At 70.1% G+C, this 26,959-nt stretch carries 19 protein-coding genes and 2 pseudogenes; 9 read left to right on the forward strand and 12 right to left on the reverse strand.

From position 1 onward, the window contains the following. Positions 1-101: 101 nt before the first annotated feature. On the reverse strand, positions 102-479 hold the full coding sequence (locus ACWEFL_RS00685; protein WP_451705387.1) for a DUF4259 domain-containing protein: 378 nt from the start codon (positions 477-479) through the stop codon (positions 102-104). 387 nt (positions 480-866) lie between these two features. Continuing rightward, positions 867-2,177 (reverse strand): annotated as a pseudogene (locus ACWEFL_RS00690) (cation:dicarboxylate symporter family transporter); the annotation flags it as partial. Between the two features lie 237 nt (positions 2,178-2,414). Between ACWEFL_RS00690 and ACWEFL_RS00695 the strand changes: the two are divergent. From ACWEFL_RS00695 to ACWEFL_RS00705, 3 genes and pseudogenes are all read left to right on the forward strand, one after another. Continuing rightward, on the forward strand, positions 2,415-4,040 hold the full coding sequence (locus ACWEFL_RS00695) for a sensor histidine kinase (RefSeq protein ID WP_451705390.1): 1,626 nt from the start codon (positions 2,415-2,417) through the stop codon (positions 4,038-4,040). Between the two features lie 146 nt (positions 4,041-4,186). Next, positions 4,187-4,803: pseudogene (locus tag ACWEFL_RS00700) on the forward strand (response regulator). A 224-nt stretch (positions 4,804-5,027) separates the two neighbouring features. After that, positions 5,028-5,876, forward strand: coding sequence for an ETEC_3214 domain-containing protein (locus ACWEFL_RS00705; RefSeq protein ID WP_451705392.1), 849 nt, complete (start codon positions 5,028-5,030; stop codon positions 5,874-5,876). A gap of 1,028 nt (positions 5,877-6,904) precedes the next feature. Here ACWEFL_RS00705 and ACWEFL_RS00710 read toward each other — a convergent pair. Both ACWEFL_RS00710 and ACWEFL_RS00715 read right to left on the reverse strand, forming a co-directional pair. After that, on the reverse strand, positions 6,905-7,150 hold the full coding sequence (locus tag ACWEFL_RS00710) for a DUF7848 domain-containing protein (protein WP_451705394.1): 246 nt from the start codon (positions 7,148-7,150) through the stop codon (positions 6,905-6,907). Further along, positions 7,147-7,371 carry a hypothetical protein gene (locus tag ACWEFL_RS00715; RefSeq protein WP_451705397.1) on the reverse strand — a complete coding sequence of 75 codons (225 nt, stop codon included), beginning with the start codon at positions 7,369-7,371 and terminating at the stop codon, positions 7,147-7,149. Before ACWEFL_RS00715 ends, ACWEFL_RS00710 begins: the two co-directional genes overlap by 4 nt. 118 nt (positions 7,372-7,489) lie before the next feature. On the opposite strand from ACWEFL_RS00715, the gene ACWEFL_RS00720 reads away from it, so the two are divergent. Further along, positions 7,490-8,233, forward strand: coding sequence for a helix-turn-helix domain-containing protein (locus ACWEFL_RS00720; protein ID WP_451705400.1), 744 nt, complete (start codon positions 7,490-7,492; stop codon positions 8,231-8,233). A 3-nt stretch (positions 8,234-8,236) separates the two neighbouring features. Then, a complete protein-coding gene (locus ACWEFL_RS00725) occupies positions 8,237-8,707 on the forward strand; it encodes an NUDIX domain-containing protein (RefSeq protein WP_451705403.1) in 471 nt (156 codons plus the stop codon). On the opposite strand, the gene ACWEFL_RS00730 is transcribed toward ACWEFL_RS00725, so the two are convergent. From ACWEFL_RS00730 to ACWEFL_RS00740, 3 genes are all read right to left on the reverse strand, one after another. After that, on the reverse strand, positions 8,600-10,054 hold the full coding sequence (locus ACWEFL_RS00730) for a hypothetical protein (RefSeq protein WP_451705406.1): 1,455 nt from the start codon (positions 10,052-10,054) through the stop codon (positions 8,600-8,602). The two genes, ACWEFL_RS00725 and ACWEFL_RS00730, sit on opposite strands and share 108 nt — an antisense overlap. Continuing rightward, positions 10,051-11,265: a hypothetical protein gene (locus ACWEFL_RS00735; protein ID WP_451705409.1), complete on the reverse strand. Its 1,215-nt coding sequence runs from the start codon at positions 11,263-11,265 to the stop codon at positions 10,051-10,053. Before ACWEFL_RS00735 ends, ACWEFL_RS00730 begins: the two co-directional genes overlap by 4 nt. A gap of 532 nt (positions 11,266-11,797) precedes the next feature. Next, positions 11,798-13,171 carry an amidohydrolase family protein gene (locus tag ACWEFL_RS00740; RefSeq protein ID WP_451705411.1) on the reverse strand — a complete coding sequence of 458 codons (1,374 nt, stop codon included), beginning with the start codon at positions 13,169-13,171 and terminating at the stop codon, positions 11,798-11,800. A 256-nt stretch (positions 13,172-13,427) separates the two neighbouring features. On the opposite strand from ACWEFL_RS00740, the gene ACWEFL_RS00745 reads away from it, so the two are divergent. Next, positions 13,428-14,261, forward strand: coding sequence for a helix-turn-helix domain-containing protein (locus ACWEFL_RS00745; RefSeq protein ID WP_451705414.1), 834 nt, complete (start codon positions 13,428-13,430; stop codon positions 14,259-14,261). Between the two features lie 169 nt (positions 14,262-14,430). Here the strand turns inward: ACWEFL_RS00745 and ACWEFL_RS00750 are convergent, their stop codons facing one another. The 3 genes from ACWEFL_RS00750 to ACWEFL_RS00760 all read right to left on the reverse strand — a co-directional run bounded on the left by ACWEFL_RS00750 (position 14,431) and on the right by ACWEFL_RS00760 (position 19,026). Further along, positions 14,431-16,017, reverse strand: a complete 1,587-nt coding sequence (locus tag ACWEFL_RS00750; RefSeq protein WP_451705416.1) for a GMC family oxidoreductase — start codon at positions 16,015-16,017, stop codon at positions 14,431-14,433. 308 nt (positions 16,018-16,325) lie between these two features. Further along, positions 16,326-17,447: a helix-turn-helix domain-containing protein gene (locus ACWEFL_RS00755; RefSeq protein WP_451705419.1), complete on the reverse strand. Its 1,122-nt coding sequence runs from the start codon at positions 17,445-17,447 to the stop codon at positions 16,326-16,328. Between the two features lie 553 nt (positions 17,448-18,000). Beyond that, positions 18,001-19,026, reverse strand: a complete 1,026-nt coding sequence (locus tag ACWEFL_RS00760; protein ID WP_451705422.1) for an ATP-dependent 6-phosphofructokinase — start codon at positions 19,024-19,026, stop codon at positions 18,001-18,003. A 462-nt stretch (positions 19,027-19,488) separates the two neighbouring features. Here ACWEFL_RS00760 and pta point away from each other — a divergent pair, with 462 nt between their 5' ends. The 3 genes from pta (at position 19,489) to pyk (ending at position 24,552) form a co-directional block, all read left to right on the forward strand. Further along, entirely contained in the window at positions 19,489-21,642 is a 2,154-nt protein-coding gene (gene pta, locus ACWEFL_RS00765) for a phosphate acetyltransferase (protein ID WP_451705425.1), read from the forward strand. Positions 21,643-21,832: 190 nt separating this feature from the next. Continuing rightward, positions 21,833-23,053 carry an acetate kinase gene (locus tag ACWEFL_RS00770; protein ID WP_451705427.1) on the forward strand — a complete coding sequence of 407 codons (1,221 nt, stop codon included), beginning with the start codon at positions 21,833-21,835 and terminating at the stop codon, positions 23,051-23,053. Positions 23,054-23,127: 74 nt separating this feature from the next. Continuing rightward, positions 23,128-24,552, forward strand: a complete 1,425-nt coding sequence (gene pyk / locus ACWEFL_RS00775; protein WP_451705429.1) for a pyruvate kinase — start codon at positions 23,128-23,130, stop codon at positions 24,550-24,552. Positions 24,553-24,739: 187 nt separating this feature from the next. Here the strand turns inward: pyk and ACWEFL_RS00780 are convergent, their stop codons facing one another. Together ACWEFL_RS00780 and ACWEFL_RS00785 are read right to left on the reverse strand one after the other, a co-directional pair. Continuing rightward, on the reverse strand, positions 24,740-26,239 hold the full coding sequence (locus tag ACWEFL_RS00780; protein WP_451705431.1) for a hypothetical protein: 1,500 nt from the start codon (positions 26,237-26,239) through the stop codon (positions 24,740-24,742). Next, positions 26,229-26,789, reverse strand: a complete 561-nt coding sequence (locus ACWEFL_RS00785) for a DUF6114 domain-containing protein (RefSeq protein WP_451705434.1) — start codon at positions 26,787-26,789, stop codon at positions 26,229-26,231. The genes ACWEFL_RS00780 and ACWEFL_RS00785 overlap by 11 nt, the downstream gene beginning before the upstream one ends. Between the last annotated feature and the right edge of the window lie 170 nt (positions 26,790-26,959).

Here is a 26,959-nt window from a genome sequence, read left to right on the forward strand (position 1 = left end):
CGACTGTCAATGGAAGCCGGGGGTATTTTTGTGCGCCTGAACTTATCGGGAACCACCGCAGAAGCAAGCACATCGGGCGCGGCTCACTATCCGCGCTCCAGCTATTCGCGCTCCCGGTCCGCGGCGAGCGCGGCCAGCTGGTCGAAGGTCCGCGTCAGCGCGGCCCGGCGCTCGTCCTTGAATCCCGGCGCGGGCCCCAGATCGTCGATGCTGCCCTCCCACACGGCCATGAAGGTGTCCTTCCAGCCCGCGACCACCTCGGCCTTGGGCAGCTCCGCGCCTACATGGCCCTGTGACGCGAGGAGATGCAGCAACTCCAGATTGCAGGGCACGGCGACGCCCCAGTAGTCGTCCGGCTCCAGCGCCACCGGATCTCCCGCCATGGCCTCGGCGACCTCCGTCAAGAGCCGCCCGGTGATGTCCCCGAGATGGTCCGCGGCCGTATCGCTGTCGAAGTTCCCGCTGCCCCATGTGCCCATCGCTGCTCTCCCGTACTGAAAGGTCTGATGTCGGTGATGATGCTCCGTTGCGTTCTATCAGGCCCCGCTGACATCGGCGTCGCACAAGCCCGCCCTCCGCCATGGGGGAAGCGGAGGGCGGGCGTGGTGAGGACGGGGCGCGGGCGGCCGTCGAGGCGGTCGTCGAACCCACGGCGAGGCTCAGGCTTTCGCGCTCACCTCTACGCTCGCCTCCGTATCCGACTTCGTGTCCATCTCCCCGTCCTCGCGCCGCTCCGGTACGGCGATCCCCCGAGCGCCCGAGGCTCCGGCACCCGACGCGCCGTCACCGGCCGGGCCGCCGTCACCACTGTGACCGCCGCCGTCACCGCTGTGACCAGCCCCATGACCGCCTCCGCCGGCTTCATGCCCGCCGTGCGCGTCGTCCAGCAGGGTCTTCTCGTCGAACGGCAGCCGCCCGGCGAGCACTTCGCCGACCCGCGCCCTGTCGATCTCCTTGGTCCAGGTGCCGACCAGCACGGTCGCGACCGCGTTGCCCGCGAAGTTCGTCATCGCCCGCGCCTCGCTCATGAAGCGGTCGATGCCGACGATCAGGCCCACGCCGTCGACCAGTTCGGGACGGTGCGACTGCAGCCCGCCCGCCAGTGTCGCGAGGCCCGCGCCCGTGACACCGGCCGCGCCCTTGGACGCGACGATCATGAAGAGCAGCAGGGAGATCTGCTCGGAGGCGCTCAGCGGGTCGCCCATCGCGTTGGCGACGAAGAGCGAGGCCATCGTCAGATAGATCGCGGTGCCGTCGAGGTTGAAGGAGTAGCCCGTCGGCACGGTGATGCCGACCACGGGCCTGCTGACGCCCAGGTGCTCCATCTTCGCGATCAGCCGCGGCAGGGCCGACTCCGACGACGACGTGGACAGGATCAGCAGGAACTCCCGGCCCAGATACCTCAGCAGCGAGAGCAGATTGACCCCGGCGACCAGCCTCAGCAGCGCGCCGAGCACCACGAAGACGAAGAGCGCGCAGGTCAGATAGAAGCCGATCATGATCACGGCGAGCGACTTCAGCGCGTCCAGACCGGTCTCGCCGACCACCGCGGCGATCGCCCCGAACGCGCCCACCGGAGCCGCCCACATGATCATCGCCAGGATGCGGAACACCAGCCGCTGGACGTGCCCGATTCCGCGCAGCACCGGCTCGCCCGCCGTGCCCATGGCCTGGAGCGCGAATCCGGCCACCAGGGCGACCAGCAGGGTCTGGAGCACCTCGCCCCCGGTGAAGGCGGAGACCATGGTCGTGGGGATGATCCCGAGCAGGAAGTCCGCGGTGGACTCGCCGCCCGCGCCGTCGGCAGCCTTGCCGCCCGCCTCGCGTGCCGCTTCGGTGAGTTGCAGTCCGGCTCCCGGCTCCAGCACATTGCCGACGAGCAGACCGATGGCCAGGGCGACCGTCGACATCACCAGGAAGTAGCCGAGCGCGAGCCCGCCGACCGCGCCCACCTTGGCGGCCTTCCGCACGGACCCGATGCCCAGCACGATCGTGCAGAAGATGACCGGCGAGATCATCATCTTGATGAGATTCACGAACCCCGTGCCCAGGGGTTTCAGTTCTACGGCGAATCCGGGGGCGGCGAAGCCCACGACGATGCCGAGCACCACCGCGCCGATGACGGCGAGGTACAGATAGTGCGTACGGTCCCTTCTGCCTGCGACAGCAGCGGTCACGGGTCCTCCTCAGTGAAGCCGGTCCATGTCCCGTATGGATTGCCGTGAATATCCATCACCCTGTGACCGGGGTCACTGTTGCGTTCCTTTCGTTCACGGCCGGACACTCGCCGGACCTCCGCGTAGCGGACCGCCGACGGCCGCGCCGCGCACACGAACCGCCCCCGGCGGCCCGGACCTTCGGCGGCGGAGCCGTTCACACGGGAGGGAGAGACCGGGGCGGGCAGACTGATGCCCATGCGCCTACCCCGCCCGCGCAGCCTCGCGGGACAGTTCTTCGCGATGCAGGTCGTCCTGGTCACGGCGATCGTGGCGGGCTGCGCCCTGTTCGCGTACCTCACCGACCGTTCACAGGCGGAGGACACCGCCCGCCTCCAGTCCACGGCGACGGCGACCGCCGTGGCCCGCTCGCCCTCGGTGATCGCGGCGGCGCGCACGGACGACCCCACACGGGCGCTCCAGCCGTACGCGGAGGGGCTGCGCCGGGACGCGGGCGTCAACTTCATCACCATCATGGCCCCGGACGGCACCCGCTGGACGCATCCGGAACCTGACCAGATCGGCAGAAAGTACCTGGGGCACACCGAGCGGGCGCTGAAGGGCGAGATCTACAGCGAGAAGCACAGGGGGGTGCTCGGGGCCTCGATCCGGACGGTCGTGCCCGTGTACGACGACGGTCGGATCGTGGGTCTGGTCAGCGCCGGCATCACGATCCAGCGGATCAGCGAGCGGGTCCGCGGTCAGGTCGCGGGGCTGCTGCTGGTGGCGGGCGGGGCGCTCGCGCTCGGCGGAGTCGGTACGTATGTGATCAACGCCCGGCTGCGGAGGCACACCCATGGGATGAACGCGGCCGAGCTGAGCCGGATGTACGACTACCACGAGGCGGCGCTGCACGCCGTGCGCGAGGGGCTGCTGATGCTCGACGGGCGGCGGCGGATCGCACTGGTCAACGACGGCGCGCGCGAACTGCTCGGCCTGGACGAGGACGCGGTCGGCCGCGCGGTGGCCGAGTTGGGGCTGCCCCGGTCGCTGACGGACGCGCTGCTGGCGTCCGAACCGCGCGTCGACGAGGTGCATCTCACCGCGGACCGGGTCGTCGTCGTGAACACCAGACCGGTGGTGGGCGGCGAACAGCGCGGCACGGTCGTGACCCTGCGCGATCACACCGAACTCCAGGCGCTGTCGGGCGAGCTGGACTCCGAACGCGGGTTCAGCCAGGCGCTGCGGTCGCAGGCGCACGAGGCCGCGAACCGGCTGCACACGGTGGTCTCGCTGATCGAACTCGGGCGTACGGACGAGGCCGTGACCTTCGCCACGGCGGAGCTGGAGCTCGCCCAGGTCCTCACCGACCAGGTCGTGGGCGCGGTCGGCGAACCGGTGCTGGCGGCGCTGCTGCTCGGCAAGGCGGCGCAGGCCAACGAGCACGGTGTCGAGCTGGTCCTGGCGCGGGACAGCCGGATCGACGACGGGGTGCTTCCGCCGTCGCTGCCCGCGCGGGATCTGGTGACGATCCTGGGCAATCTGATCGACAACGCGGTGGACGCGGCATCGGAGGCGGCGCTCGGGGGCGGCGATCCCCTGACGGTCCGGGTCTCACGGCCACGGGTCACGGTCACCGCGCGCGCCGAAGCCGACGAACTGCTGATACGGGTCCACGACACCGGCGCGGGCGTCGACCCCGGCCTCGCGGACGAGATCTTCCACCGAGGCTGGTCCACCCGCGGCACCGGCCGCGGCCTGGGCCTCGCCCTCGTCCGCCAGGCTGCCCACCGCGGCGGCGGCACGGTGACCCTGGCCGAGGGCCCGGACGGCGGCGCGGAGTTCACCGTCCGCCTGCCGCTGCGGGCGGGGACACCGGTCTGACGGGCGGTCTGGTACGGGCCGCCCCGGTCGGGGTCCCGGTTCTGCACGTCCACCCGGCACCGCGTACCAACCCGGCGGGCGAACGTGAACCGGAACACCCGCAGGAACACAGTACGATCGCCGCTCCACACCGCGGAGGTACCCCCATGAGCGAGGAGCCGGAGACCATCAGCGTCCTCGTCGTCGAGGACGACCCGGTCGCCGCGGCCGCGCACGCGCTCTATGTCGGCCGGGTCACCGGCTTCCGCGTGGCCGGGGTCGCGCACTCACGGTCGGAGGCGGTGCGGGTGCTGGAGCGGGCCAGGGTCGATCTGCTGCTGCTCGATCTCTATCTCCCGGACGGTCACGGACTGGCACTGGTCCGGTCCCTGCGCGCGGCCGGCCACTCGGCGGACGTCATCGCCGTCACCTCCGCGCGTGATCTGGCGATCGTACGGGAGGGGGTGTCGCTCGGGGTGGTGCAGTACGTACTGAAGCCGTTCACCTTCGCCACCCTCCGCGACCGCCTCCGCCGGTACGCGGAGTTCCGCGCGGCGGCGCACTGCCGAAAGGGCTGAGCGGTCCAACGCTGGAGGCGGTCACCCGTACGCTGCGCGGATCGGCATCCGGCCTCACGGCGGCGGAGGCGGGAACGGCGGTGGGCATATCCCGCATCACCGCGCGCCGCTACCTGGAACACCTGGTCGCCCAGGGCCGTGCGGCCCGCAGCCCACGGTACGGCCAGATCGGCCGCCCCGAACTCCAGTACCGCTGGCTCCCGTAGGCGAACCGGTGACAGCGGCTCCGCCCGGCCGGACAAACCACCGTTGAGGTGCGCCGCATGTCCAGCGATGCCCCAGGACCTGTCCCGACAAGTCAGGTTTCGATGGCCCAAAATTACCTGCATGAGGCACGGGCCGGGTCACTGACTTGGGCCCTGGTTACGGTTCAGCTGCAAGCGCGGACCTTGCGGGCCAGAGGGCTCAGGTTCTCGCGCAGGATTTCGTGGTGAGCTTCCTTCCTGAGCTGGACACCAAGTTGAACGTGTGGACCCTGGCCGCCGTTCTTACCGCCCTCTACACGCTGTCTGGCGTTGCCAGAGGATGGTGGCGCGCCACGTTGGGCAAGCGCCGCAGTCTGATCAATGCCTACCGGAGGCTGGCCCCCTTCGTGCGGGACGACTACGTCAGGGCTCTCTTCGGCGAGCCAGCGTGGAGTCACAAGCAGCATGTCGGCGTCTACGCCGTTGGCGAAGATGACCTTCCCAGTCAGAGCGACGTCGAACTCATGGTACGGACATGGGCGTTGGGCACCTTGGGCTATCTCGTCACTTGGTGCAACGAGGATGACGAGGTATTGATGTACGGGCTGACCACATGCAGCCCTCTACTCCGCCCGTCACTCTCCGTGGGCCCCCATAAGGTTCGACTTGGCCGGACCCGCCTTTCGGCTCTGCCAGCGCCGTCGGCGGACGGTGATGGGCCGTGGCCAGCGTTGGGAGCGAGGCGCTTCTGCTACGCCGAGCAGCACTTCTTCGGCAACCCAGGTGGCTACCAGACGTGGGTGCTCGGTGTGAGTGACACCGGCAGTCCAGCGCTTCCTCCTATCGATTGCACAGCTTGGGGGGAGGCTGAACTTGGCGCCTACCGAGCGCAAGCCGTGATCAATTCCGTACTCATAAGCGGTAGTACACCCATCGCCCTCGACACGATTCTCCCGTATGGCGTTGCTCCCGATCACGACCGGGTTCGGCTTCTGGACTTCCGCTCCCCTGTACGAATCGCTTTGTCAGTCAGCTACCAGCGTGGTGCCGCGGCGGTACGCAGCTTGAAGTTCTGGAGGCAACGTTCTCATTAGAACCGTCTGTCGAGTGAACGCTTGGTCGGCATCCAGGGCGTCGTGCCAGATCGAGCGCTAAACGACGGCGGCTGGCAGCGTGCAACGGCGTCGCTGCCCTCGGCGGGCCATCATGGCGTGCGTTTCCGCAGCTCAGGCCCCGCGCTCAAAGCGACGGCGTAAATCCGGGCGACCAGTCGAGGTGGAATGAGCAGCCCGGAGCCGCTGGGACCCACCCTGCACGAAGAGCAAGCCCGATGGCCTCGGCAACGTCGGACGGCAGTACCGCCTTGGCGTCGCGTCCGAACCAATTACTCGGATGCGGCTGGTCGGTGGTGACAACGAGCGTCGTCCCCGGGGTGTCCGTATGCTCGACCGCGAACGTGCGCGGTGCCCAGGCCAGCCCCTGGACGTACGTCGGCATGCCTCGCAGTTGCCAGCGGAAGGCAGTGCCGTGGACAACAATGCGTCGTGATCTCTTGCGGACTACTGCCACGGCTCCCCCTTCGAGAGCAAAGATGCTAGCGAGCCCGGCCCAGCCGATCTTCTCAGTTTCCTTCTCCTTCAGCGCCGTTCACGGCCGTTTAGAGGAGACCGCGGGCGCAGCCGCTCCCACGACCGGCTGCCCATGAACGCAGGCGAACGCCCCCGCGCACTCCCCATCCCCCATCAACAGACTTGGAAAGCGTGCAAGACCGCCGACCAGCGTCGAACGTACTCCTTCGCCCACCGCCATCTCACTCCTCCTGTCCCAACCCACTGTTGCCCCGCTCTGGCAATCTGCGCCGGTGCGCAGGCCGTCTCTGCGGGAAGCACGAGACGGAGGACGCCCGATCCGTCCGGAGCCGCGTCCGCTGTCGCGTGCACCTCCGAGGTGTCGATGCCGACGTTCTCCATCACGGTGATCAGCTCGGCGTGCGCTTCCTTCGCGTAACGCCAACCCTCCAGTCAGGGGTAGCGTCAGGGGGCTCCGGGGTCGCTGATCACGGCGAGGGGAACGATCACCGCCGTCCAGAAGACCACGATCAGGACGCTGAACAACCGCTGCCTCACAGGCACTCCCCCTCGGCGGGTGTCATCCGCCAGGCGCGCGTCACGGTCTCGCGGTACCGCCGATGCGAGGGGTTGCCCCCGGTGTGCGCGAAGGCCCAGTCGCGTACGGCTTCGAAGTCGCCCTCTGCGCCGGACACGGCCCCGCAGGTGGCGCACCTCAGCTCATGGATCATCTCGGGTGCGTCCGGAGCAGGGTCGGGGCTCATCGTCCAGCGGATCCGGCGGATGATCGAACGCGTCACAGCGCACCCCCACTGTTCGCGTTGCGCTCGGCGACCCGCGCGCGGAGCCGTGCGTACCCGTCGACCGGGCGTACGTCCTGCGGACTCGCCTCCCATTCGAGGCCGCCGCCTGGCCTTCGCAGCTGGACGTAGGTCCCCACATGGCCCATCACCCTGCCGACCCGCCCCGTTTTCGCGTCCAGCGCCAGCGTGCCCACTTCGGGGACTGTCTCGTCGCTCATGCAGGGAGGATCACGCCGGTCGCCGGGACGGGGATACCTCCCCCAAAACCCATTTAGGGACGTCCCGTACGCGGTAGAACGTCCCTAGCAACGTCCTCGAATCCAGGGAGAGACTGCGATGCCGAACGAGAGATTACGAGCCGCCATGGCAGCAGGAGGGTGGACCTACGCCACCCTCGCGGCGAAGGCCGAAGTGGACCCCAAGTCCGTTGAACGCTGGGTCAATCTGGGCCGCACACCGCGCCGGGCAACGGCCTTGCTGGCGGCTGAGACCTTGGGAGAAGACGTGCACGCTCTTTGGCCTTCGCTCCGGCAGGCACGCGCAGCACGCGCGGTAAGCCCCGAGCTGGTCGCGCTGTACGACCAGCGCGCCGACGTACCGGTGTCGACCTTCACCGACATGCTCGCCCAGGCGCGCGAACACATCGACGTACTCGTCTACGCGGCCGTCTTCCTGCACGAGGCGTACCCACGGCTGAACGATCTTCTGCGCGAGCGCGCCGCCGAAGGCTGCACCGTACGGATCGCCATAGGGGACGCCGACAGCGAGAACGTCCGGCAGCGCGGCGAGGAGGAGCGGTTCGGGCACGGCATCGAGTCGCGATGCCGACTGGTGCTGATGCACTACCGGCCCCTGGCCGACGTACCCGGCATCGAACTGCGGACCCACGCAACGACGCTCTACAACTCCCTCTTCCGGGCAGACGACCAGATACTCGTCAACGCCCACGTCTGGGGAGTGAACGCCTACGGCGCGCCCGTCTGGCACCTCCGCCGCAACGGCACCGGCGGGATCTTCGACACATACGCCCACAGCTTCGACGCGGTGTGGGCCACGGCCACCCCCGTGCAGGAGGAGTGACCCATGCCCCGTACCGAGTACTACGACGACCCCGAGGCCCCCGAGCCGAACACTCTGGTCGTCGCCGCCTCAGCCGTCGTGACCGACGCCGACGGACGGATCCTGCTCCAGCGCCGACGGGACAACGATCTCTGGGCCCTGCCCGGCGGCGGCATGGAGATGACCGACTCGCTCCCCGGAACGGCGGTACGCGAGGTGAAGGAGGAAACCGGCCTCGACGTGGAAGTCACCGGACTGATCGGCATGTACACCGACCCCCGTCATGTGATCGCGTACACAGACGGTGAGGTACGCCGCCAGTTCAACGTGTGCTTCACCGCGAGGGTCACCGGCGGGGAACTGACGATCTCGGACGAGTCCACAGAGCTACGGTTCGTCACTCCGGGCGACCTCCCGGACCTCCCCATGCACCACACCCAGCGGCTCCGCCTCCAGCACTACCTCGAACACCGGGACCGGCCCTACCTGGGCTGACGGCGAAAAGGGCTGTGAAGAAGCCTTGGCTGTCTTCAACACCCGACGCGGCCTCACGGTCCTCGACGCCGTCGACTCCACCGGGCGCCCCGACCCGGACGCCTCCGGCCGGGCGGTCGGTTCCGGCCGGGCGGTCGGTTCCGGCGGTGCCACCGGGGCCGGTGCGAGGCGGTGCCGGGTCGGCGTCTTGGGGCGGGTGCAGGCGCGCTCCTTCGCCGAGCGGGCGGCGAACGACCGCAGCGCCGCGCGCTGGTACGCGTCGTTCCGCTCGTGCTCGTGGCGCAGGCGGACCATGTACAGCGCGGGCTCCTCTCCCGAAGGGCAGACCGCGCTCGTCGTGTACGCGCCGTCGTACTGCGTGTCGGAGAGCATCCGCAGCCGCATCTCCTCGGCGTACGGACCGTAGTAGGCGTCCAGTTCGTACGCGCCCGACCGCTCGCCGCGGCCCACCTCGCAGTGCTCGCGCGGGGTGTCGCCCCGCACGCTCTCCCAGACGCGGGCCCCCTTGAGCGCGGGGACGCCGGCGCAGGTGCCGTGGGCGTCGGCGGGGTCCACGTCCTCGTCCTCGCCGACGGGGAGCGGCACCGTCACAGGTGAGCGGCCCAGCGGGGCGGCGCAGCCGAAGCGTTCGGCGGAACTCCTCGCGGTGACGGTGGCGATGCGGGCGAGTCCCGCGCGGTCATGCGGGTTGTCGACCGCGGTGCCCTCCACATCGCCGTCGACCGTGATGAGGAGTTCGCCCGGAGGGGCCGGTCGTTCCGTACGGTCCGGGCGGTCGGGGCAGTCGAGCAGTACGGCCGCGGTCGCCCTCGCCCACGCGGTGTCATCCCTGCTCCGGCCGTCGAAGAACCCGTTCCAGCCGTGGCCCAGCGGCACGGGCCGGTCGGCGTCGGCACCCCCGTAGAGGCCGCCGTCGCGCCCGTCGCGGTCGCCCTCCGGCGTGGGCACGCCGTGGACGGTCACCTCGATCGACCCCTCAAGGGCGGGGTGTTCGGCCCCGTTCTCCGCGATCCGGGTGATCACACACCGTACGTACAGCGAGCGCCCCGCGTCGCCGGTGCCGCCCTCGTCGCGGATCTCGTTCCGCTGCTCCGCCAGATGGCCCTGGCCGAGGACGGCCCGTGTCTCACGCGCGGGCAGAAGCCCGTCGCAGGCGTTCCCCAGGGCGCGGTCGCTCATCCAGCCCTCGATGCCGCCGCCGAGTTCCCCGCCGAGTCCGAACCAGGCGATCAGCGGCAGAAGCAGCGTCAGGGCGGCCGCCACGGCCCGGCGGACGGAGACGCGGACGCCCGAGCGCTCCGGGTCGGGCGGTAAGGCAGGGGACGACGGGGCTGCCGGGGCGGTCACGGGCGGTCCCCGACGAACCTGGTGTCACGGCAGCGCGACCGGCTCGGCCAGGCGCCGTCCGCCGCGAGATAGCGTACGAGGAAGGCCCGCGCGCGCTCCGCCAGTCGCCGCCGCTCCGCCCCGGTGAGGACGGTGTGGCCGTTGGCGTCCGGAGGGATCTCCGGGACGACCGCGACCCGGTGGTAGGCAGGCTGACCGTCGCAGACCGCCTCGGCCCAGACGGCGACGTCGAGTTCGTCCGCGCCGATCCACACGGTCCCCCCTTCCTTGTGCGGGGCCACCGGTGCGTACAGCTCGTGCAGTTGGCGGCCCCGCGCCCCGATCGCGCTCTGCGCGCTGACCGAGGCGATCGTCAGCCGTCCCGGTGTGGCCTCGGCGTCCGTACGCCGTGTCTCGCAGGAGCCGTTACGGGTCCGGTACGGCCGGGCCTCCCCCGCCTGCCACGCTCCCGGAAGCCCCAGCTCCGCCGGGTCGAGCCAGGCGCACAGCGCCGCGTCGGCCCGGGTGCGCTCGGGGCCGCCCACGGTCAGCGGAGGGCCGCCGCAGCGCTGTCGTTCGCTGATCCAGTCGGCGACGGAGACGGCGGTACGGGCGGCGGCCAGCCGGGAGAGCCGGGCCTCGGCCCGTCTCTCCTTCGGGGCCCGTTCGAGGCGCGGGAGGGTCACCGTGACCTGGAGGTCCCTGGTCCGCGCGGTGCGCCGGGCGAGCCCGGCGGGGCAGGTGACCAGCAGGGTGGCGATCGCCTCGTCCTCGTCGGTCTCGGAGTCGCCGACCGCGCTCGGGGGCAGTGACAGGGGGAACGCCGTTCCCTCCTGCGCCGAATCCTCCGGGGTGTCCTCCCGCACCCGCAGCAGCGCCTCGGCGCGCACCCGTACTTCCACCCTGTCTGTGCCGGCGGGTCCGCCGTCCCACGAGAGCCGGCAGTCCAGGACGGCCCGGCTCTCCTGGGTGGGGTCGAGGGCGGTGCCGTACTCGACCAGCCGTCCCGGACTGTCGTCCGGCAGGAACGGCCGGAGCCGGTCCTGCGGCAGCAGTCCCTGGCAGGCGTTCTTCAGCTGGGCCCGGTTGGCCGCCAACCGGCTGTCGTGGCTGATCTGGCCTCGGACGGCCGTGCCGGTGCCCACCAGCACCGCCAGCGCGGTCGACGGAATGATCCAGCGCGCGATCCCCCACGGCCCCAACCCTCTTCGCAGGCTCTCCAGCCCCCTCATCACGCCCCTGCCGCCCGGTGTCCGCGCCGTGTTCCCGGCGTGTGCGGCGGGACGCTACCAAACGGAAATGAAACGGCCCGGCTTTCCTGCGACAGGTGCTGCCGGTGCGAAGAGACCGTTTACGCCGAGGCCCCGCAAGCCCTACGAGCCCTACGCGTGTACGCGTGCTGCATGCCCCCATGGCGTCGTTCGACGCGTCCGCCGCCCGCCGGATGCGTGAGGGCCCTTGGGATGACGCCCGGCCATGTCTCGTACGGGTTCCGCGCCCGGTACGGGGTCGGGGATCGTCGGAGACGGTGCTCTTCTCGGGGCGGGGCGTCGGTGCGCCCGGATCGCGTGAGCCGACCGCGCTCGCGGGGGTGCTGTGGTGCGTCCCACGGGATCCGCTCGACGCGGGCACCACCCTGCGCGAACACCCGTCGGCCCGTGGCCTGAAGCCCGAAGCCGCGGAGCCCCCCGGTTCCGGAGGGGCTCCGCGGCTTCCGGAGGGGCTCTGCGGCTTCCGGAGGGCTCCGCGGCTCCTGACGTCCGCTCAGCCCTCGTAACGGGACGGGTGGAAACGGCCCCCCGGCTCGACGCCCGCCTGTGCCAGGACGAAGTCGCGGGAGCGGTCCACCAGCTGCACCACCTTGCTCTCGTCGACGCCGACGAGCTTCCCACCGGACTTCACCCGCCGGCCCGCGACCCAGACGGAGTCCACCAGACCGGGGTGGCCCGCCAGTACGACCGCTCCGGACGCGTTGTTCATCGGGGCCATCTCGATGCCGTCCGCCCGGATCAGCACGATGTCGGCGTCCTTGCCCGGGGTCAGGGAGCCGATCCGGTGGTCGAGCCCCAGCGCCTTCGCGCCGTTGATCGTGGCGAACTCGATCGCGTCGTTCGTGTTCACTGGCAGCCGCTCCTCCAGGGTCTCGCCCCGCCGGTCGGCTTCGGCGTGGGCGAAGGCGCGCTCCACGAGCAGCACGGTACGCATTACCTGGAAGAGATGGCCGCTGTTGCAGGTGGCGATGTCCATGCCGAGCGTCGGCGCCATGCCGACCTTGAGGAGCCTGCCGGTGGCGGGCCAGCCGTGGCCCATCTGCATCTCGATCTCGGGGGTCATCGCGGCCGAGCAGCCGGAGTCGGCCATGATCTGGAACTCGTCGTCGGCGAGTGAGTTGCAGTGCGCGCAGACCACATCGGGGCCCAGCAGTCCGTTCTCGGCGAGCCAGGCGACCGGGCGGTTGCGGCCCCACGCGCCGTCACCGACATGCACGGAGATGAGAACGCCGAGTTCACGGGCGAGTGCCCAGTCGTCGCGGGTGATGTCCTCGGTGGCGTACTGAGGTCCCCTCAACGCGAGGCCCATCCGGACGAGTTGGTCGTCGGAGGAGAAGTGCTGCGAGCGCACGCGGCGGGCGTCCGCCGCGTTCGTCGGCTTGTTGCTCACCGGGAGCCACTCGTCATTGGAGTTGCCGTAGCACATGACGAATCGGCCGTGGGTCTCCTTGAGCGCCTCGACCGCGGCATCCGCGTGCTCGGGGGTGTTCATGTTGTGCGACCAGTCGAGGACGGTGGTCACGCCCGCGTTGAGCGCCTCGTAGGCTCCGGCCAGATTGCCGGCGTACACGTCCTCGGCCCGGAAGTGTCCGCCGAGTTGGACCCGTACGCCCGCGAAGTACTGGCTCAGCGTCCAGTCGGCGGCGATGTTCCGCAGCACGGTCTGCCAGAGGTGACGGTGGGTGTCGACCATGCCCGGCATCACGATCGTGCCCCGGCCGTCCACCACTTCCGCCCCGTCGGCGGGCAGATCGCGCCCGACGGCGGCGATCGAGGTGCCCTCGATGAGCAGATCCGCGTCGCGGAGGTTTCCGATCGCCGGGTCCACGCTGATGATGTCGGCGTTCCGGATGAGAGTACGAGCCACCACGTTCTCCTCTGCCTTGCCTTGAACCGCGCTCGACCCGTGCCACGTGTGGCATGCCTCACGGCCCCTTTTTCGGAGCGTACGAATCAACTGAACAAAGTGTCAAGCATTACTGAACAACCGAGGCGAGGAACAAATTATATGAAAACGGTCAATACGCCCCACCATGTGCCTACGAGACGGTTGGAGGTAAGTCACTAGGCGCAGATCGTTCAGCATGACTACACATTCGTCTGTGCCGTCTAGACTGACACCCGTGACTCAATCGACGTCCCCCTCATCCGCGGAGTCGCGCACCACGGCGCTCGGAACCAGGCTCAGGGCCGCCCGCCGGGAACGCGGGGAGTCCGTGCGCGGACTCGCGAGGAAGATCGGCTGCTCGGCGAGCCTCCTGTCGCAGATCGAGCTGGGCAGAACGGCCCCCTCGGTGGGCGTCCTCTACAGCCTCGCCCGCGCGCTGGACGTGTCCACGGACTTCCTTCTGCGACAGGAACCCGACTCGGCGGACACGGAAGCCGGCCCCGAGGGTTACGGCGCTGCCGGGCGGGCGGCGGACCGAGCCGTCGACCGGGCCATCGATCAGGCAGCCGACCGGGCGACCATCGCCGACGGGAACGGACGGCCTCCCGTTCCCGCGCCGGGATCCGGGTCCGGCTCCGGGTCCGGTTCCGGGTCCGGGTCCGGGTCCGGTTCCGGTTCCGGGGTGTTCGGCTCCCTGCGGAGGCTCCCTCCCTCGTACCGGGCCCAGATCCAGCGGGTCCAGAGCCGTCAGGCCATCGACTTCGGCAACGGCGTCCGCTGGGAGCGGCTCACCACCACCTCGGACACCGAAGTCGATTTCCTGGAGATCGTGTACGAACCGGGCGGCTCATCGGACGAGGACGATCACGCGGCCGGACACGAGGGCTTCGAGTACGGCGTGGTGACGGCGGGCGAGCTGACCATCCGGATCGGGACGGAGGAGGAGTACGTCCTGCGGGCCGGGGACTCCATCGCCTTCGACTCGGTCACACCGCATGTCTTCCGTAACTCGGGCACGACGACCGCGCGCGCCATCTGGTTCGTCGCCCACGCCCCGCACACCGGGTGACGGTGGCCGCCGAACTCGACAGCCGCCCACGCGGAACGCTCGGCTGGGAAACCCCAGCCGAGCGCCTCGCCAAGCTACCGGACCTGGCCAGCTGACCAGCAGTGTTGCAACGACCCCTCGAATTCGCCGCGGCCGGGGGCTCAGTGGTCACCGACGTCGGGACTTCCCGTCAGCCGCGAAGTGACCGCGCGGCCTGGTACCCCACCACCACACACGGCGCCATGGTGTTCCCGGACGGGACGCGGGGCAGCACGGACGCATCGGCGACACGGAGGTTCTCGACGCCCCGTACGCGAAGTTCGGAGTCGACGACGGCCTCGTCGCCGCTGCCCGCTCGCGCGGTCCCGCACTGGTGCCAGAACGTACCGGCGGCGGTACGGATATAGGCGGCCACCTCGTCGTCGGACGCGTTCGAGGGGATCACGCCGGTGCCCCGGTAGGGGCGCATCGCATCGGTGTCGGTGATCGCTTCGGCGAATCGGTAGGCCCCGACCGCATCACGCAGGTCGTCGGGATCATCGAAGTAGCCGGTCTGGATCACGGGCGCGTCCGCCGGGCCGGAACCGCTGAGCCGGACGGATCCGCGCGACCTCAAACGCATGCCCAGCAGAAAGGTGAATGCCGGGTGCGGACTGCCGTACCGTGCTGCCGCCTCGGGACTCATGAACGCGGCCGCACCCGAGTACATGACGAACTTCGGTGCTTCGTCATGGCCGTCCTCGCCCCAGAAACACACGGCCTGGGCTCTGGGCGGCGGGGGCATCTCCTGTGCACCGGCCTCCCATACGCAGCCGAACATCAGGTGGTCGTCAAGACCGGCGCCCACACCGGACGAGTTCACGAGGACATCGATGTCGAACGACTCGAGGTGCCGGGCGGGCCCGATTCCCGACTGCATGAGGATCTTGGGCGTCTGCACCGCACCGAGACTGAGCACGACCTCCCGCGCCGCCCGGAAGCGGTGGACACGGCCGTCGGACACGGCTTCGACTCCCACCGCGCGGTCGCCCTCGAACAGCACCCGCGTGACCAGTACCCCCGTGAGCACCGTCAGGTTCCGCTGGCTCAGGCGCGGGCCGACGAACGCGCGAAAGGGCGAGAGCCGCGTCCCGTTGTGGACGATCTCGTCCCGGACCGCGCAGCCGCTGCCTCGTTCGGCGAGTTCCCCGTTCGGACTGCCGTACCTTTTGAGGCCGTTGGACTCGGCTCCCACGAGCATGGCCGAGAAGAACGGATGCAGCGGCTGCGCCGGCCGGACCTGCATGGGGCCCGCCTCCCCCCGTCGCCCGGGGTCGGGGTCGCCGTGCCACGTTTCGATTTCACGGTAGGCGCCGAGGACCGACTGGTAGTTCCAACGCGGGTCCGCGCATTCCCTGGCGAAGTCCTCCCAGTCCCGTCGGTGGCCGCGTGACCACACCCCGACGTTGATGCTCGATCCCCCGCCGAGACCTTTGCCCATCGAATACAGCACACGCCGGTTCTCTAGCTGAGCGCCCGGTTCCGTGATGAAGCCCCAGTCGCGTTCACTGCCGAGATTCTCGGGCCAGCGATCGGGATCGGAAACACGCTGGTCGTCGTCGCCGGGGCCCGCTTCGAGAAGGAGAACGCGGAGATCCCTGTCCTCCGCGAGCATCCCTGCCACCGTCGACCCGGCGGCGCCGGCGCCGCATACGATCACGTCGAACTCGGAGCCGACCGCCCGCCCGTCTCCATAGGCGGCTATAGCCGCGTCTGTGCTCTGCGTGCTCTTCGCCATGTTGCCCTTTCTCCTGCTCACTTCGCTGACGCGGAGATTTCGCGATGGCAGTCCGACATGCGGCCCAGGCTTACCCAAGGCCGGAATGCGCTGGTCGGCACCCTCACGACGGCGGATCCGCATGATCTTCGCCAGGCTGCCAGACCTTGTACTGCTACAGCAACCGCGAACGGAGGCGAGCCGGAGCGGGTTCGGCGGGCGAACCACAGGCGCGTACAAAGCGGTTGGCCCGGCTTTGCCCTTCGCCGAGCGGATCGGCCACTCCGCGCTCAAGGGCCGACCACCCGCCGACCGCCTCCCCAGCAACACTAGGAACCGGCCGGGGCGGGTACGCGCTCCAGTGCGAACCGCTGCCCCTCGCCCCCCTTGGTGCAGGCCAGTTGGCGTATCGCGGCGGCCGGTTCCTCGACCGCGCCCTCGACGCCCACGCACAGACCGCTGTGCACGGGCCGCAGCCGGAACTCGCCGGCCGGGGCGCCCACGGATTCGATCGTGAACACCTCGGCCGAGCCGCGGAGTCCGCACTCCTGGTCGTGAACGGGGGCCCCGGCCTCGGCCGACTTCTCCATGACTCCGCTGCACCCGGGACCGAACACCGGGTGCTGGGTGGCGATCCGCCAGCCTTCCGGCAGACGAGTCAGGGAGAAGTCCGGGATGGAGCCGGTCGCGCACGGCATCTGGTAGAGCGCTCCGCTCTGCTCGCCGCGCTCGGCCAGGCAGAGACCCGAGTGGACGGCCTTGATACGGACGGGGCCGGGGGACGGGGTGGTGAGCGGAACCGCGACGGGCTCGCGCGCCGGCGGGGCCGCGGACCGGGCCGTCCCCTTCGTCTTCGGGGACGGGGTGGCTCCGGAACCGGAAGCAGGCCCGGAAGCGGAAGCGGAAGCGGGGCCGGAGACGGAAGGAGGTCCGGAGGCCGAACCCGAATCGTCGTCGCGGAGGGCGAGCCCCACCACGACGGCGACCGCGATCACGGACAGCGCGACGGCCGCGGCGATCCACGCCGTGAGCGGAATCCGCCGGGACGTGTGTGGCGGCTCGGTCGACGAGGGTGGCCGAGCCGGTCCGTGGCTCGTACCGTCCTCCGTCGGAACCGGGCTCTCCACATCCTGGTACTCCGGGACCTCCACCGACTGCCGCTCCCGGCGGCTCAGTTCCTTGCGCACCCTCAGCCAGGTCTCCATCGACCCCGGCCCGCAGCCGCACGCCCGCACGAACGCGGCCACGAGTTCCTCGCGCGGCACGGTGGAGCGGCTGAGCATATTGGCGACGGTCGAACGCGGCAGCACCTCGCCGACCGCGTCCGCCCGGGACGTCAACTCCCGGTAGGTCAAGCCCGACCAGTCCTTGAGCGCCTGCAATCTCGCCACGAACTCCGCGGCGTTGCGGGCCTCTTCCGGATCGGGAGCCGTGTTCCCCTCGGGTGCCATCCGTCGTTCTCCGTCCTCCACTGACCCTCCGCTGACGTGCTGGGACAGGTCTGGGACATGTCCCGGACACGAACAGCCTTGCGATCGCGGGCGGCAGGCTCAAGAGTGATCTGCGCCATCCGGACCGAAAAATTCAGCGGGAAACCGGCCCTAGATCCAGCCCTCTCCAGCCTCCCGGCGTGACCGGCCGGAGGTGACGAGGACGGAGGCACGCGAATGGCCTTGATCGTTCACGGGGGGATCGATCAAGGCCACTCGTACGCGGCAGGAGCCCGGCGGACGGCGGAAGCCCTGCGGACGGCCGGGCAGGCATACGGACGCCCGTGCGCGCCGGCCTACGCGCGCACGCGCGCACAGGCAAAAGTGCCAGACCGGCAGGCACACGGACGGACCGGCAGAGGCGCGGAGGCACCGGCTCACGCGCGCACGGACAGGGGCCGCACGGACAGGGGCCGCACGGACAGGGCCCGCACGGACAGAGGCCGGACCGCCACAGGCCGGCCCCTCAGAGGGACCAACCGCGGCGAGGCCGACGGCAGAGGGACGAACGGGGTCAGAAGACGGACTCCGCCTCGTTCATCCGGCTCGTCGGGACCATCTTCAACTGCGTCACCGCGTCCGCCAGCGGCACCATCACCACATCGGTGCCGCGCAGCGCGGTCATCCGCCCGAAGTCGCCCCGGTGCGCCGCCTCCACCGCGTGCCAGCCGAACCGGGTCGCGAGGACCCTGTCGTACGCCGTCGGCACGCCACCGCGCTGCACATGCCCGAGGATCACCGGCTTGGCCTCCTTGCCGAGCCGGTGCTCGAGTTCGGAGGCGAGGCGGTTGCCGATGCCCTCGAAGCGCTCGTGGCCGTACTGGTCGATCTCGCCCCTGCCGTAGGCCATGGAGCCCTCGGCCGGGTGCGCGCCCTCGGCGACGCAGACGACGGCGAACTTCTTCCCACGGGAGAAGCGTTCCTCCACCATCTTCACCAAGTCCTCGACCTGGAAGGGCCGTTCCGGCAGACAGATGCCGTGTGCTCCGCCGGCCATGCCGGACTCCAGGGCGATCCAGCCCGCGTGCCGGCCCATCACCTCGACGACCATCACGCGCTGATGCGATTCGGCGGTGGTCTTCAGCCGGTCGATGGCCTCGGTGGCGACCGTGACGGCGGTGTCGAAGCCGAAGGTGCGGTCGGTCGCGGAGATGTCGTTGTCGATGGTCTTCGGTACGCCGACGACGGGCATTCCCGCGTCGGAGAGCATCCGGGACGCGGTCAGCGTGCCCTCGCCGCCGATCGGGATGAGTACGTCGATGCCGTACCGGCGCTGCAACTCTCCGCAGTTCTCGGCCGCTTCGCGGAGCCGGTTGCGCTCCAGCCGGGCGGAGCCCAGAATCGTGCCGCCGCGGGCGAGAATGCCGCTGACGGCATTGAGGTCGAGGGGACGGTAGTGGCCGTCGAGCAGCCCCTTGAAACCGTCCTCGAATCCGATGACCTCGTCGCCGTGCCCGGTGAGAGCCCGGTGCACGACCGACCGGATCACTGCGTTCAGTCCGGGGCAGTCGCCCCCTGCGGTGAGAACTCCGATACGCATCGCGCTGTGTCTCCTGCTCGTCAGTGGGACAGGTGAGCCAGTAGTCAATTGTTCCATGCGCTCGGAGGGCCCGCGCCCCCAATCGTGCCAAGGCTTCCGACCTCCTCCCCCGCACCTTCCGCACACCCTGCGGACACCCCCGGGCACACCCTGCGGATGCCCCCGGCACACCCTGCGGACGCCTCCCGTGCGCTTCCCGTAACGGTTCCGTACGCCTTTCCGCAGCCCGGCGTGCCCCGTCCGCGCCCCGCCTCGCGCACCCCACCGCCCCCGACCCCTACCCGGCGGGCTCTTTAGCCGTCCACGGAGGTACTGTCAAGAGGTGAAGGCCGCCGACCGGCGGTTTCTGTATGAGGTTCTGTGCGAGCGACGCGCATACAGGTGACGCGTGCGAGCGAAGTGTACGAGTGACGTGTACGCGTACGGGTACACGTCCGGATCTGGGCGGACGGGAGAGCACGCGTGACGCGCAGCGTGTACGTGACCGGGATCGACCGCGGGGACGGCCGGCAGGTCGTCGAGCTGGGAGTCATGGAGCTCCTCACCCGCCAGGTGGACCGGGTGGGCGTCTTCCGCCCCCTGGTGCACGACGGCCCGGACCGGTTGTTCGAGCTGCTGCGGGCCCGTTACCGGCTGACCCAGGACCCGGCGACGGTGTACGGGCTCGACTACCACGAGGCGTCCGCGCTCCAGGCCGAGAAGGGCACCGACGAGCTGGTCTCCCTGCTGGTCGAGCGCTTCCACCAGGTGGCGCGCGCGTACGAGGTCGTCCTCGTCCTCGGCACGGACTTCGCCGCGACCCAGCTTCCGGACGAGTTGGCGATCAATGCGAGACTCGCCAATGAATTCGGCGCGTCCGTGATTCCGGTCGTCGGCGGGAGGGGGCAGACTCCGGAGTCCGTACGGGCCGAGGCACGCAATGCCCATCGCGCCTACGAGGTCCTGGGCTGCGACATCCTCGCCATGGTCGTCAACCGGGTCGCCCCCGATGACCGTACGGTGATAGCCGAGCGGCTCGCGTCCCGCCTTCCGGTTCCCTGCTATGTACTGCCCGACGAGCCCGCGCTCGCCGCCCCCACGGTCTCCCAGATCACTCAGGCCCTGGGCGGCACGGTGCTCCTCGGCGACGGTTCGGGGCTCGCGCGGGACGCGCTCGACTTCGTCTTCGGCGGGGCGATGCTGCCGACCTTCCTGAACGCCCTGACCCCCGGCTGCATGGTGGTCACCCCCGGCGACCGCGCCGATCTGGTGGTGGGCGCGCTGGCCGCGCACTCGGCCGGCACCCCGCCCATCGCGGGGGTGCTGCTGACACTGAACGAGCGGCCGAGCGACGAGATCCTCACCCTGGCGTCCCGGCTCGCGCCCGGCACCCCGGTGATCTCGGTGCCCGGCAACAGCTGGCCCACCGCGACCGAACTCTTCGGCCTCGAAGGCAAGTTGAACGCCTCCACCCCGCGCAAGGCCGAGACCGCGCTCGGTCTGTTCGAGCGCCATGTCGACACGGGCGAGCTGCTCGCCCGGCTGGCGGTGGCCCGCAGCGGCCGGGTCACCCCGATGATGTTCGAGCACGAGCTGCTGGAACAGGCCCGCGCCGACCGCCGGCGGATCGTGCTGCCCGAGGGCACGGAGGAGCGGGTGCTGCGCGCCGCGGATGTGCTGCTGCGGCGCGACGTCTGCGATCTGACCCTGCTGGGTGACGCCGAGGTCATCCGCAAGAAGGCCGCCGACCTGGGCATCGATCTCTCCGCCGTCCAGCTGATCGACCCGAACGCCTCGGAGCTGCGCCGGACCTTCGCCGAGCGGTACGCGGAGCTGCGCGCCCACCGGGGTGTGTCGGTGGAGCTGGCGTACGACGTGGTGGCGGATGTGAACTACTTCGGCACCCTGATGGTCGACCTGGGTCTGGCCGACGGCATGGTCTCCGGCTCGGTGCACTCCACGGCCGCGACCATCCGTCCGGCGTTCGAGATCATCAAGACCCGCGAGGCGCGCGACGAGTCGTCCGCCGGGGCGGCGGCTCCTGGTGCGGCCCCGATCGTGTCGTCCGTCTTCTTCATGTGCCTGGCGGACAAGGTGCTGGTGTACGGCGACTGCGCGGTCAACCCGGATCCGGACGCCGAGCAGCTCGCGGACATCGCCGTCCAGTCCGCCGCCACCGCCGCGCGCTTCGGCGTCGAGCCGCGGATCGCGATGCTCTCGTACTCGACCGGGACCTCGGGCTCGGGCGCGGACGTGGACAAGGTGCGGGAGGCGACCGAACTGGTGCGCAGGACGCATCCGGAGCTGCTGATCGAGGGCCCGATCCAGTACGACGCGGCCGTCGAGCCGACGGTCGCGGCCACCAAACTGCCGGACTCCGAGGTCGCGGGCCGGGCGACCGTGCTGATCTTCCCGGACCTGAACACCGGCAACAACACCTACAAGGCCGTACAGCGCTCGGCGGGCGCGGTGGCGGTCGGTCCGGTGATGCAGGGGCTGCGCAAGCCGGTGAACGATCTGTCGCGCGGCGCTCTCGTCGGGGACATCGTGAACACGGTCGCGATCACGGCGATCCAGGCCCAGCCGGAGGCGGTGGCCGGGCAGCCCGCGGGAACGGCGCGGGCCGAGCCCGTATGACGCCCGCGCCCGGCCTCGTACGAACGCTCGCGCCCAGCCTCGCAGGGACGCCCGTACCCGATCTCGAAGCTGCCGGCCCGGCACCCGCCCCCGCCGCCCCCGTTCCCGAGGCACTCGGCCCCGCCGCACCCTGCCCCGTACAGACGTCCGCACCCGGTCCGTACCCGACCCCGCACTCACAGAAGGCCCCATGACCGCGACCCGCGTCCTCGTCCTCAACTCCGGCTCCTCGTCGCTGAAGTACCAGTTGCTCGATATGCGCGACGCGTCGCGGCTGGCCGTCGGGCTCGTGGAGCGGATCGGCGAGAAGACGTCCCGGCTGGTCCACACCCCACTGAACGGCGGCGGCGCGGTCCGGCGCGAGCGGGTCGACCCGATCGCCGACCACGAGGCCGCGCTGAACGCCGTCGCCGATGAACTGGCGCTCGACGGCCTCGGTCTCGACTCCCCCGAACTGGCGGCGATCGGCCACCGGGTGGTGCACGGCGGGAGCCGGTTCACCGAGCCGACGGTGATCGACGACGAGGTGCTGGCGGAGGTGGAGCGGCTGGTCCCGCTGGCACCGCTGCACAATCCGGCCAACATCCTCGGTATCCGTACCGCGCGGGCGCTCCGTCCCGAGCTGCCGCAGGTCGCCGTCTTCGACACCGCGTTCCATACGACGATGCCGGAGTCCGCGGCCCGCTACGCCATCGACGTGGAGGTCGCGGACGCCCACCGGATCCGCCGCTACGGCTTCCACGGCACCTCCCACGCGTATGTCTCGCGGGAGACGGCGAAGCTGCTGGGCAGGTCGCCCGAGGACGTCAACGTGATCGTGCTGCACCTGGGCAACGGCGCGTCGGCGTCGGCGGTGGCGGGCGGTCGGTGCGTGGACACGTCGATGGGGCTGACACCGCTGGAAGGGCTGGTGATGGGCACCCGCTCCGGGGACATCGATCCGGCGGTGACCTTCCACCTCAAGCGGGTCGCCGGGATGTCGACGGACGAGATCGACGCACTGCTCAACAAGAGGAGCGGCCTGGTGGGGCTCTGCGGCGACAACGACATGCGGGAGATCCGCCGCCGTATCGACGCGGGCGACGAGCGGGCACGGCTCGCCTTCGACATCTACATCCACCGTCTGAAGAAGTACATCGGCGCCTATTACGCGGTACTCGGGCGGGTGGACGCGGTCGTCTTCACGGCGGGGGTCGGTGAGAACGCGGCTCCGGTGCGGGAAGCTGCGATGGCTGGACTGGAGGAGCTGGGGCTCACGCTGGACGCCGGTCTGAACGCGGAGCGTTCCGAGGAGGCGCGGATCATCTCGACGCCGGACGCACGGGTCGCGGTGGCCGTGGTTCCGACGGACGAGGAGCTGGAGATCGCGCGCCAGGCGTTCGCACTGGTGACCATCAGCTCACTCGACTGAGCGACCGTCCGCCCATTTGTACATTCCGCCAGAAGGAATATTCCGAGTCGAAACAAACCGATAGGATCCGCCTTATGCGCCGTTCCAAAATCGTCTGCACACTGGGCCCCGCCGTCGACTCGTACGAGCAGCTGAAAGCGCTCATCGAGGCCGGGATGAACGTGGCCCGTTTCAACATGAGCCACGGCACCCACTCCGACCACGAGGACCGGTACCACCGCCTCCGGAAGGCCGCCGAGGACACGGGCCGCGCGATCGGCGTACTCGCCGACCTCCAGGGCCCCAAGATCCGGCTGGAGACGTTCGCCGAGGGCCCGGTCGAGCTGGTGCGGGGTGACGAGTTCACCATCACCACCGAGGACGTGGCAGGCGACCGGAGCATCTGCGGCACCACGTACAAGGGGCTGCCCGGCGACGTCGCCAAGGGCGACCAGATCCTGATCAACGACGGCAATGTCGAACTGCGCGTGGTCGAGGTCGACGGCCGGAACGTGAAGACGATCGTCGTCGAGGGCGGTGTGATCTCCGACCACAAGGGCATCAATCTGCCCGGCGCGGCCGTCAACGTCCCGGCGCTCTCCGAGAAGGACGTCGAGGACCTCCGGTTCGCGCTGCGCATGGGCTGCGACCTGGTGGCGCTCTCCTTCGTGCGGGACGCCGAGGACGTCAGGGACGTCCACAAGGTGATGGACGAGGTGGGCCGCCGGGTCCCCGTCATCGCCAAGGTGGAGAAGCCGCAGGCGGTCGAGAACATGCAGGACGTCGTGATGGCGTTCGACGGGGTGATGGTCGCCCGCGGCGACCTGGCCGTCGAGTACCCGCTCGAAAAGGTCCCGATGGTCCAGAAGCGGCTCGTCGAGCTGTGCCGCCGCAACGCCAAGCCGGTGATCGTGGCGACCCAGATGATGGAGTCGATGATCACCAACTCCCGGCCCACGCGCGCCGAGGCGTCTGATGTCGCCAACGCGATCCTGGACGGCGCGGACGCGGTCATGCTCTCCGCGGAGTCCTCGGTCGGCGCGTACCCGATCGAGACCGTCAAGACGATGTCGAAGATCGTGATCGCCGCGGAGGAGGAGCTGCTGTCGAAGGGCCTCCAGCCGCTGGTGCCGGGCAAGAAGCCGCGTACTCAGGGTGGTTCGGTGGCCCGTGCGGCCTGCGAGATCGCCGACTTCCTCGACGGCAAGGCCCTGATCGCCTTCACCCAGTCCGGCGACACGGCCCGGCGGCTCTCGCGCTACCGCGTCTGCCAGCCGATCCTGGCCTTCACCTCGGACCCCGAGACCCGTAACCAGCTCTCCCTGAGCTGGGGCGTGGAGTCCTTCGTGGTCCCGCATGTGAACAACACGGACGCGATGGTGGACCTGGTGGACGCGGAGCTGCTCAAGCTCCAGCGGCACAACGAGGGCGACATCATGATCATCACGGCGGGGTCCCCTCCGGGCGTTCCCGGTACGACGAACATGGTGCGGGTGCATCATCTGGGGGCCCAGGGCTGAGGCCACGGGCCGCCGTACCCGACGCCGCGCGCGCCGGGCCGCCAGGCCCGCTGGCTTGCTGTCCTACCAGCCGCCTGGCCGACGACGGTACGTAACTCCCTGTGCTCGCCCGGAGCGACGTGACCGTGGACCGCACCCCTCCGCACAGGGATACGGCCCACGGTCCGTGGCGGCCCTTCGAGGGGGGTCAGCCGCCGGTGAAATAGTTGTGAAGGCCGGGGATCGTCAGCGTTCCGCCGAACTGGCCCGCCTGCTTCACCGTGACATCGGTGAAGATGGCCAGCGGAACGTTGAGCGGCGGCGGCGTCCTGGGGCTGAAGGTGACCGGGATGACACCGAAGAGGTTGCCCTTCAGCTCCTCCGTGTACATGGTCACCGTGCCATCGCGGATGGTCGAGGTGGAACCTCTTCTCGACTCGACGTGCCCGGTCGTGCCCTCGGGGCCGACGACCAGTTGGTGGAGGTCCTTGATGTCCACGCTGGTCGCGGTGAACTTCAGCGCGTGTTTGGTCTGGCCGCCGCCCGTCCTGACCTTCACGATGCCCTTGTAGTCCAGGCCCCTCAGCGTGAGCTTCGAACTCTTCAGGGTCCAGGGGTCGTCGGGGAGCGCGGGGATGCCCTGTTCGAGATCCGCTTCCTCCAGGGCCTCCGGATCCGCGGTGGGGCACGGGAAGTTCGGCTTGGCGCCCTCGGGTATGTCCTCGTCCTTCCTGGGGTCGAGTCCCTTGGCGTCCTCGTCGAGTTCCTCGACTTCGACCCCCGCCTTCCGAGCCGCGTCCTTGATGGCTTCGGCTTCCTCGGTCCGGTCCGCCGCCCCGTCCGACCTCGCGCCCGTGCCGCCGTCCGCCGTTCCGGCGGGCTTCCCGCCGAGTTCGGCCGACTCGGCCGGCTTCCCGCCGAGTTCGGCCGGCTTGGCGGGCTTGGCGGGCTTCCCGTCGGGTTCAGCAGACTTGGACTTGGCCGGCGTCTTGGGATCGGCCGGCTTCTCGGGCGGCTTCTCGGGCCGGTTCCCGGCCGGGCCCGGCGTGGGCGTCTGCTCATCGTCGGGGCCGTCGAACAGGTCCTCGATCGCTTCACCGATGCCCAGCGGGTCCAGCGGATGCCTGGTCTCGGCCTCCTCCGGCTTCGGGTCCGGCCTGTCCTGAGCGGCCTCCTTCGCGGGCTTCCCGCCGCCCGCCTCACGCGCTGATGGAGCCTCACCCGGCCGGGCGGCGTCGCCCTTGGCGCCCTCTCCGTCGTGGTCCTCGCCGTCCTTGCCATCCTGGCTGTTCTTGCCGTCCTGGCTGTTCTTGCCGCGCGCGCCGCGCTCGCTGTCCTTGCTGTCCTCGCCATCGCTGTCGCCGCCGTCGTCCGTGGACCTGCTCGGCGTGGGTGTGGGCGTCTGGGACGGCCTGGCCGACTCCGTCGGCTCGGGGGGCCGGGACTCCGACTCCGCCGGCTCGTCCGAGCGGGTCACACACGGACCGGGGGCGAAAGGTATGTCCCCCTCGTCGGCGATCGCGAGCTTGGGTGTGAGGCTCATGCCCACGAATACGGCGGTCGGCATCGCGGCCAGCGCGATCGCCTTCCCCGCGGGCCTCTGGAGCTTGGTCAGCAGCGACTGCCGGGGGGCCGCGTGTCGCGGTCCTCTCCTGACCCGTTCCCCGGCGTCCCCGGCCGTCATCGGCGGCCTGGCATCACCCTGCACTGGTCCTCCCTCCGTTGGCCTGGGCAGTCGTCTCGGTCCCGTTCGTGTCGTGGTCGTGTCCCTCGTGCTCCTCCCGCGATCGCTGCTCGGGAACACCCGAGTCGGATCTGTCGCCCTCAGGGCCCGGTGTGTCGGCCGGCTCGGCCGGGTCGGGCGTCGGCGCGGCGGGCATCCAGGAGATCGACATCGCACCGCCGACCATGGAGAGCACGAAGCCGACCAGGAATCCGCCGAAGTTGGCGACCGGAAGGGAGATCAGCGCGAGCACGATGGAGGCGACGCCCGCGAACACCCGGACGACGGAGTGGAACCACATCGTCAGACCGAGGGTGATCAGCAGGACGCCGATGATCAGCGAGGCCGCTCCCGCCGTGGTGGCCATGGCGATCGTGAGATTGCCGAGCCGGATGTCGGCGTACGGCAGATAGGCGATCGGGACACCGCCGAGCAGGGTGAACAGGCCGGCCCAGAAAGGCCGGCTGCCACGCCACGCCCGGAAACGCAGCCGCCAGTAAGTGAATCCGCGGGGACCAGTGGACTCGGCGCTCATGGAAAACAGCTCCCTGCAAGGGTGGTGCTCTGAGAACGGTGGTGAGGGGGCGGAACGGGCGGGGCCTCGGCCCGACGGCCCCGGCCCGTCCGGAGTGCTGGTGCTGGTGCTGGTGCTGGTGCTGGTGCTGCGACCGGATACGTTCACCGGCCCGCGATACCCGGCTCCCT

This window comes from Streptomyces sp. NPDC004838, from assembly GCF_053600955.1.

Coding starts and splice junctions, on each gene's coding strand:
- ACWEFL_RS00770 (WP_451705427.1), top strand. CDS start 21,833: ATGACCGCGACCCGCGTCCTCGTCCTCAACTCCGGCTCCTCGTCGCTG.
- ACWEFL_RS00750 (WP_451705416.1), bottom strand. CDS start 16,017: ATGGCGAAGAGCACGCAGAGCACAGACGCGGCTATAGCCGCCTATGGA.
- ACWEFL_RS00720 (WP_451705400.1), top strand. CDS start 7,490: ATGCCGAACGAGAGATTACGAGCCGCCATGGCAGCAGGAGGGTGGACC.
- ACWEFL_RS00725 (WP_451705403.1), top strand. CDS start 8,237: ATGCCCCGTACCGAGTACTACGACGACCCCGAGGCCCCCGAGCCGAAC.
- ACWEFL_RS00785 (WP_451705434.1), bottom strand. CDS start 26,789: ATGAGCGCCGAGTCCACTGGTCCCCGCGGATTCACTTACTGGCGGCTG.
- pyk (WP_451705429.1), top strand. CDS start 23,128: ATGCGCCGTTCCAAAATCGTCTGCACACTGGGCCCCGCCGTCGACTCG.
- ACWEFL_RS00695 (WP_451705390.1), top strand. CDS start 2,415: ATGCGCCTACCCCGCCCGCGCAGCCTCGCGGGACAGTTCTTCGCGATG.
- ACWEFL_RS00755 (WP_451705419.1), bottom strand. CDS start 17,447: ATGGCACCCGAGGGGAACACGGCTCCCGATCCGGAAGAGGCCCGCAAC.
- ACWEFL_RS00715 (WP_451705397.1), bottom strand. CDS start 7,371: ATGAGCGACGAGACAGTCCCCGAAGTGGGCACGCTGGCGCTGGACGCG.
- ACWEFL_RS00685 (WP_451705387.1), bottom strand. CDS start 479: ATGGGCACATGGGGCAGCGGGAACTTCGACAGCGATACGGCCGCGGAC.
- ACWEFL_RS00735 (WP_451705409.1), bottom strand. CDS start 11,265: ATGAGGGGGCTGGAGAGCCTGCGAAGAGGGTTGGGGCCGTGGGGGATC.
- ACWEFL_RS00760 (WP_451705422.1), bottom strand. CDS start 19,026: ATGCGTATCGGAGTTCTCACCGCAGGGGGCGACTGCCCCGGACTGAAC.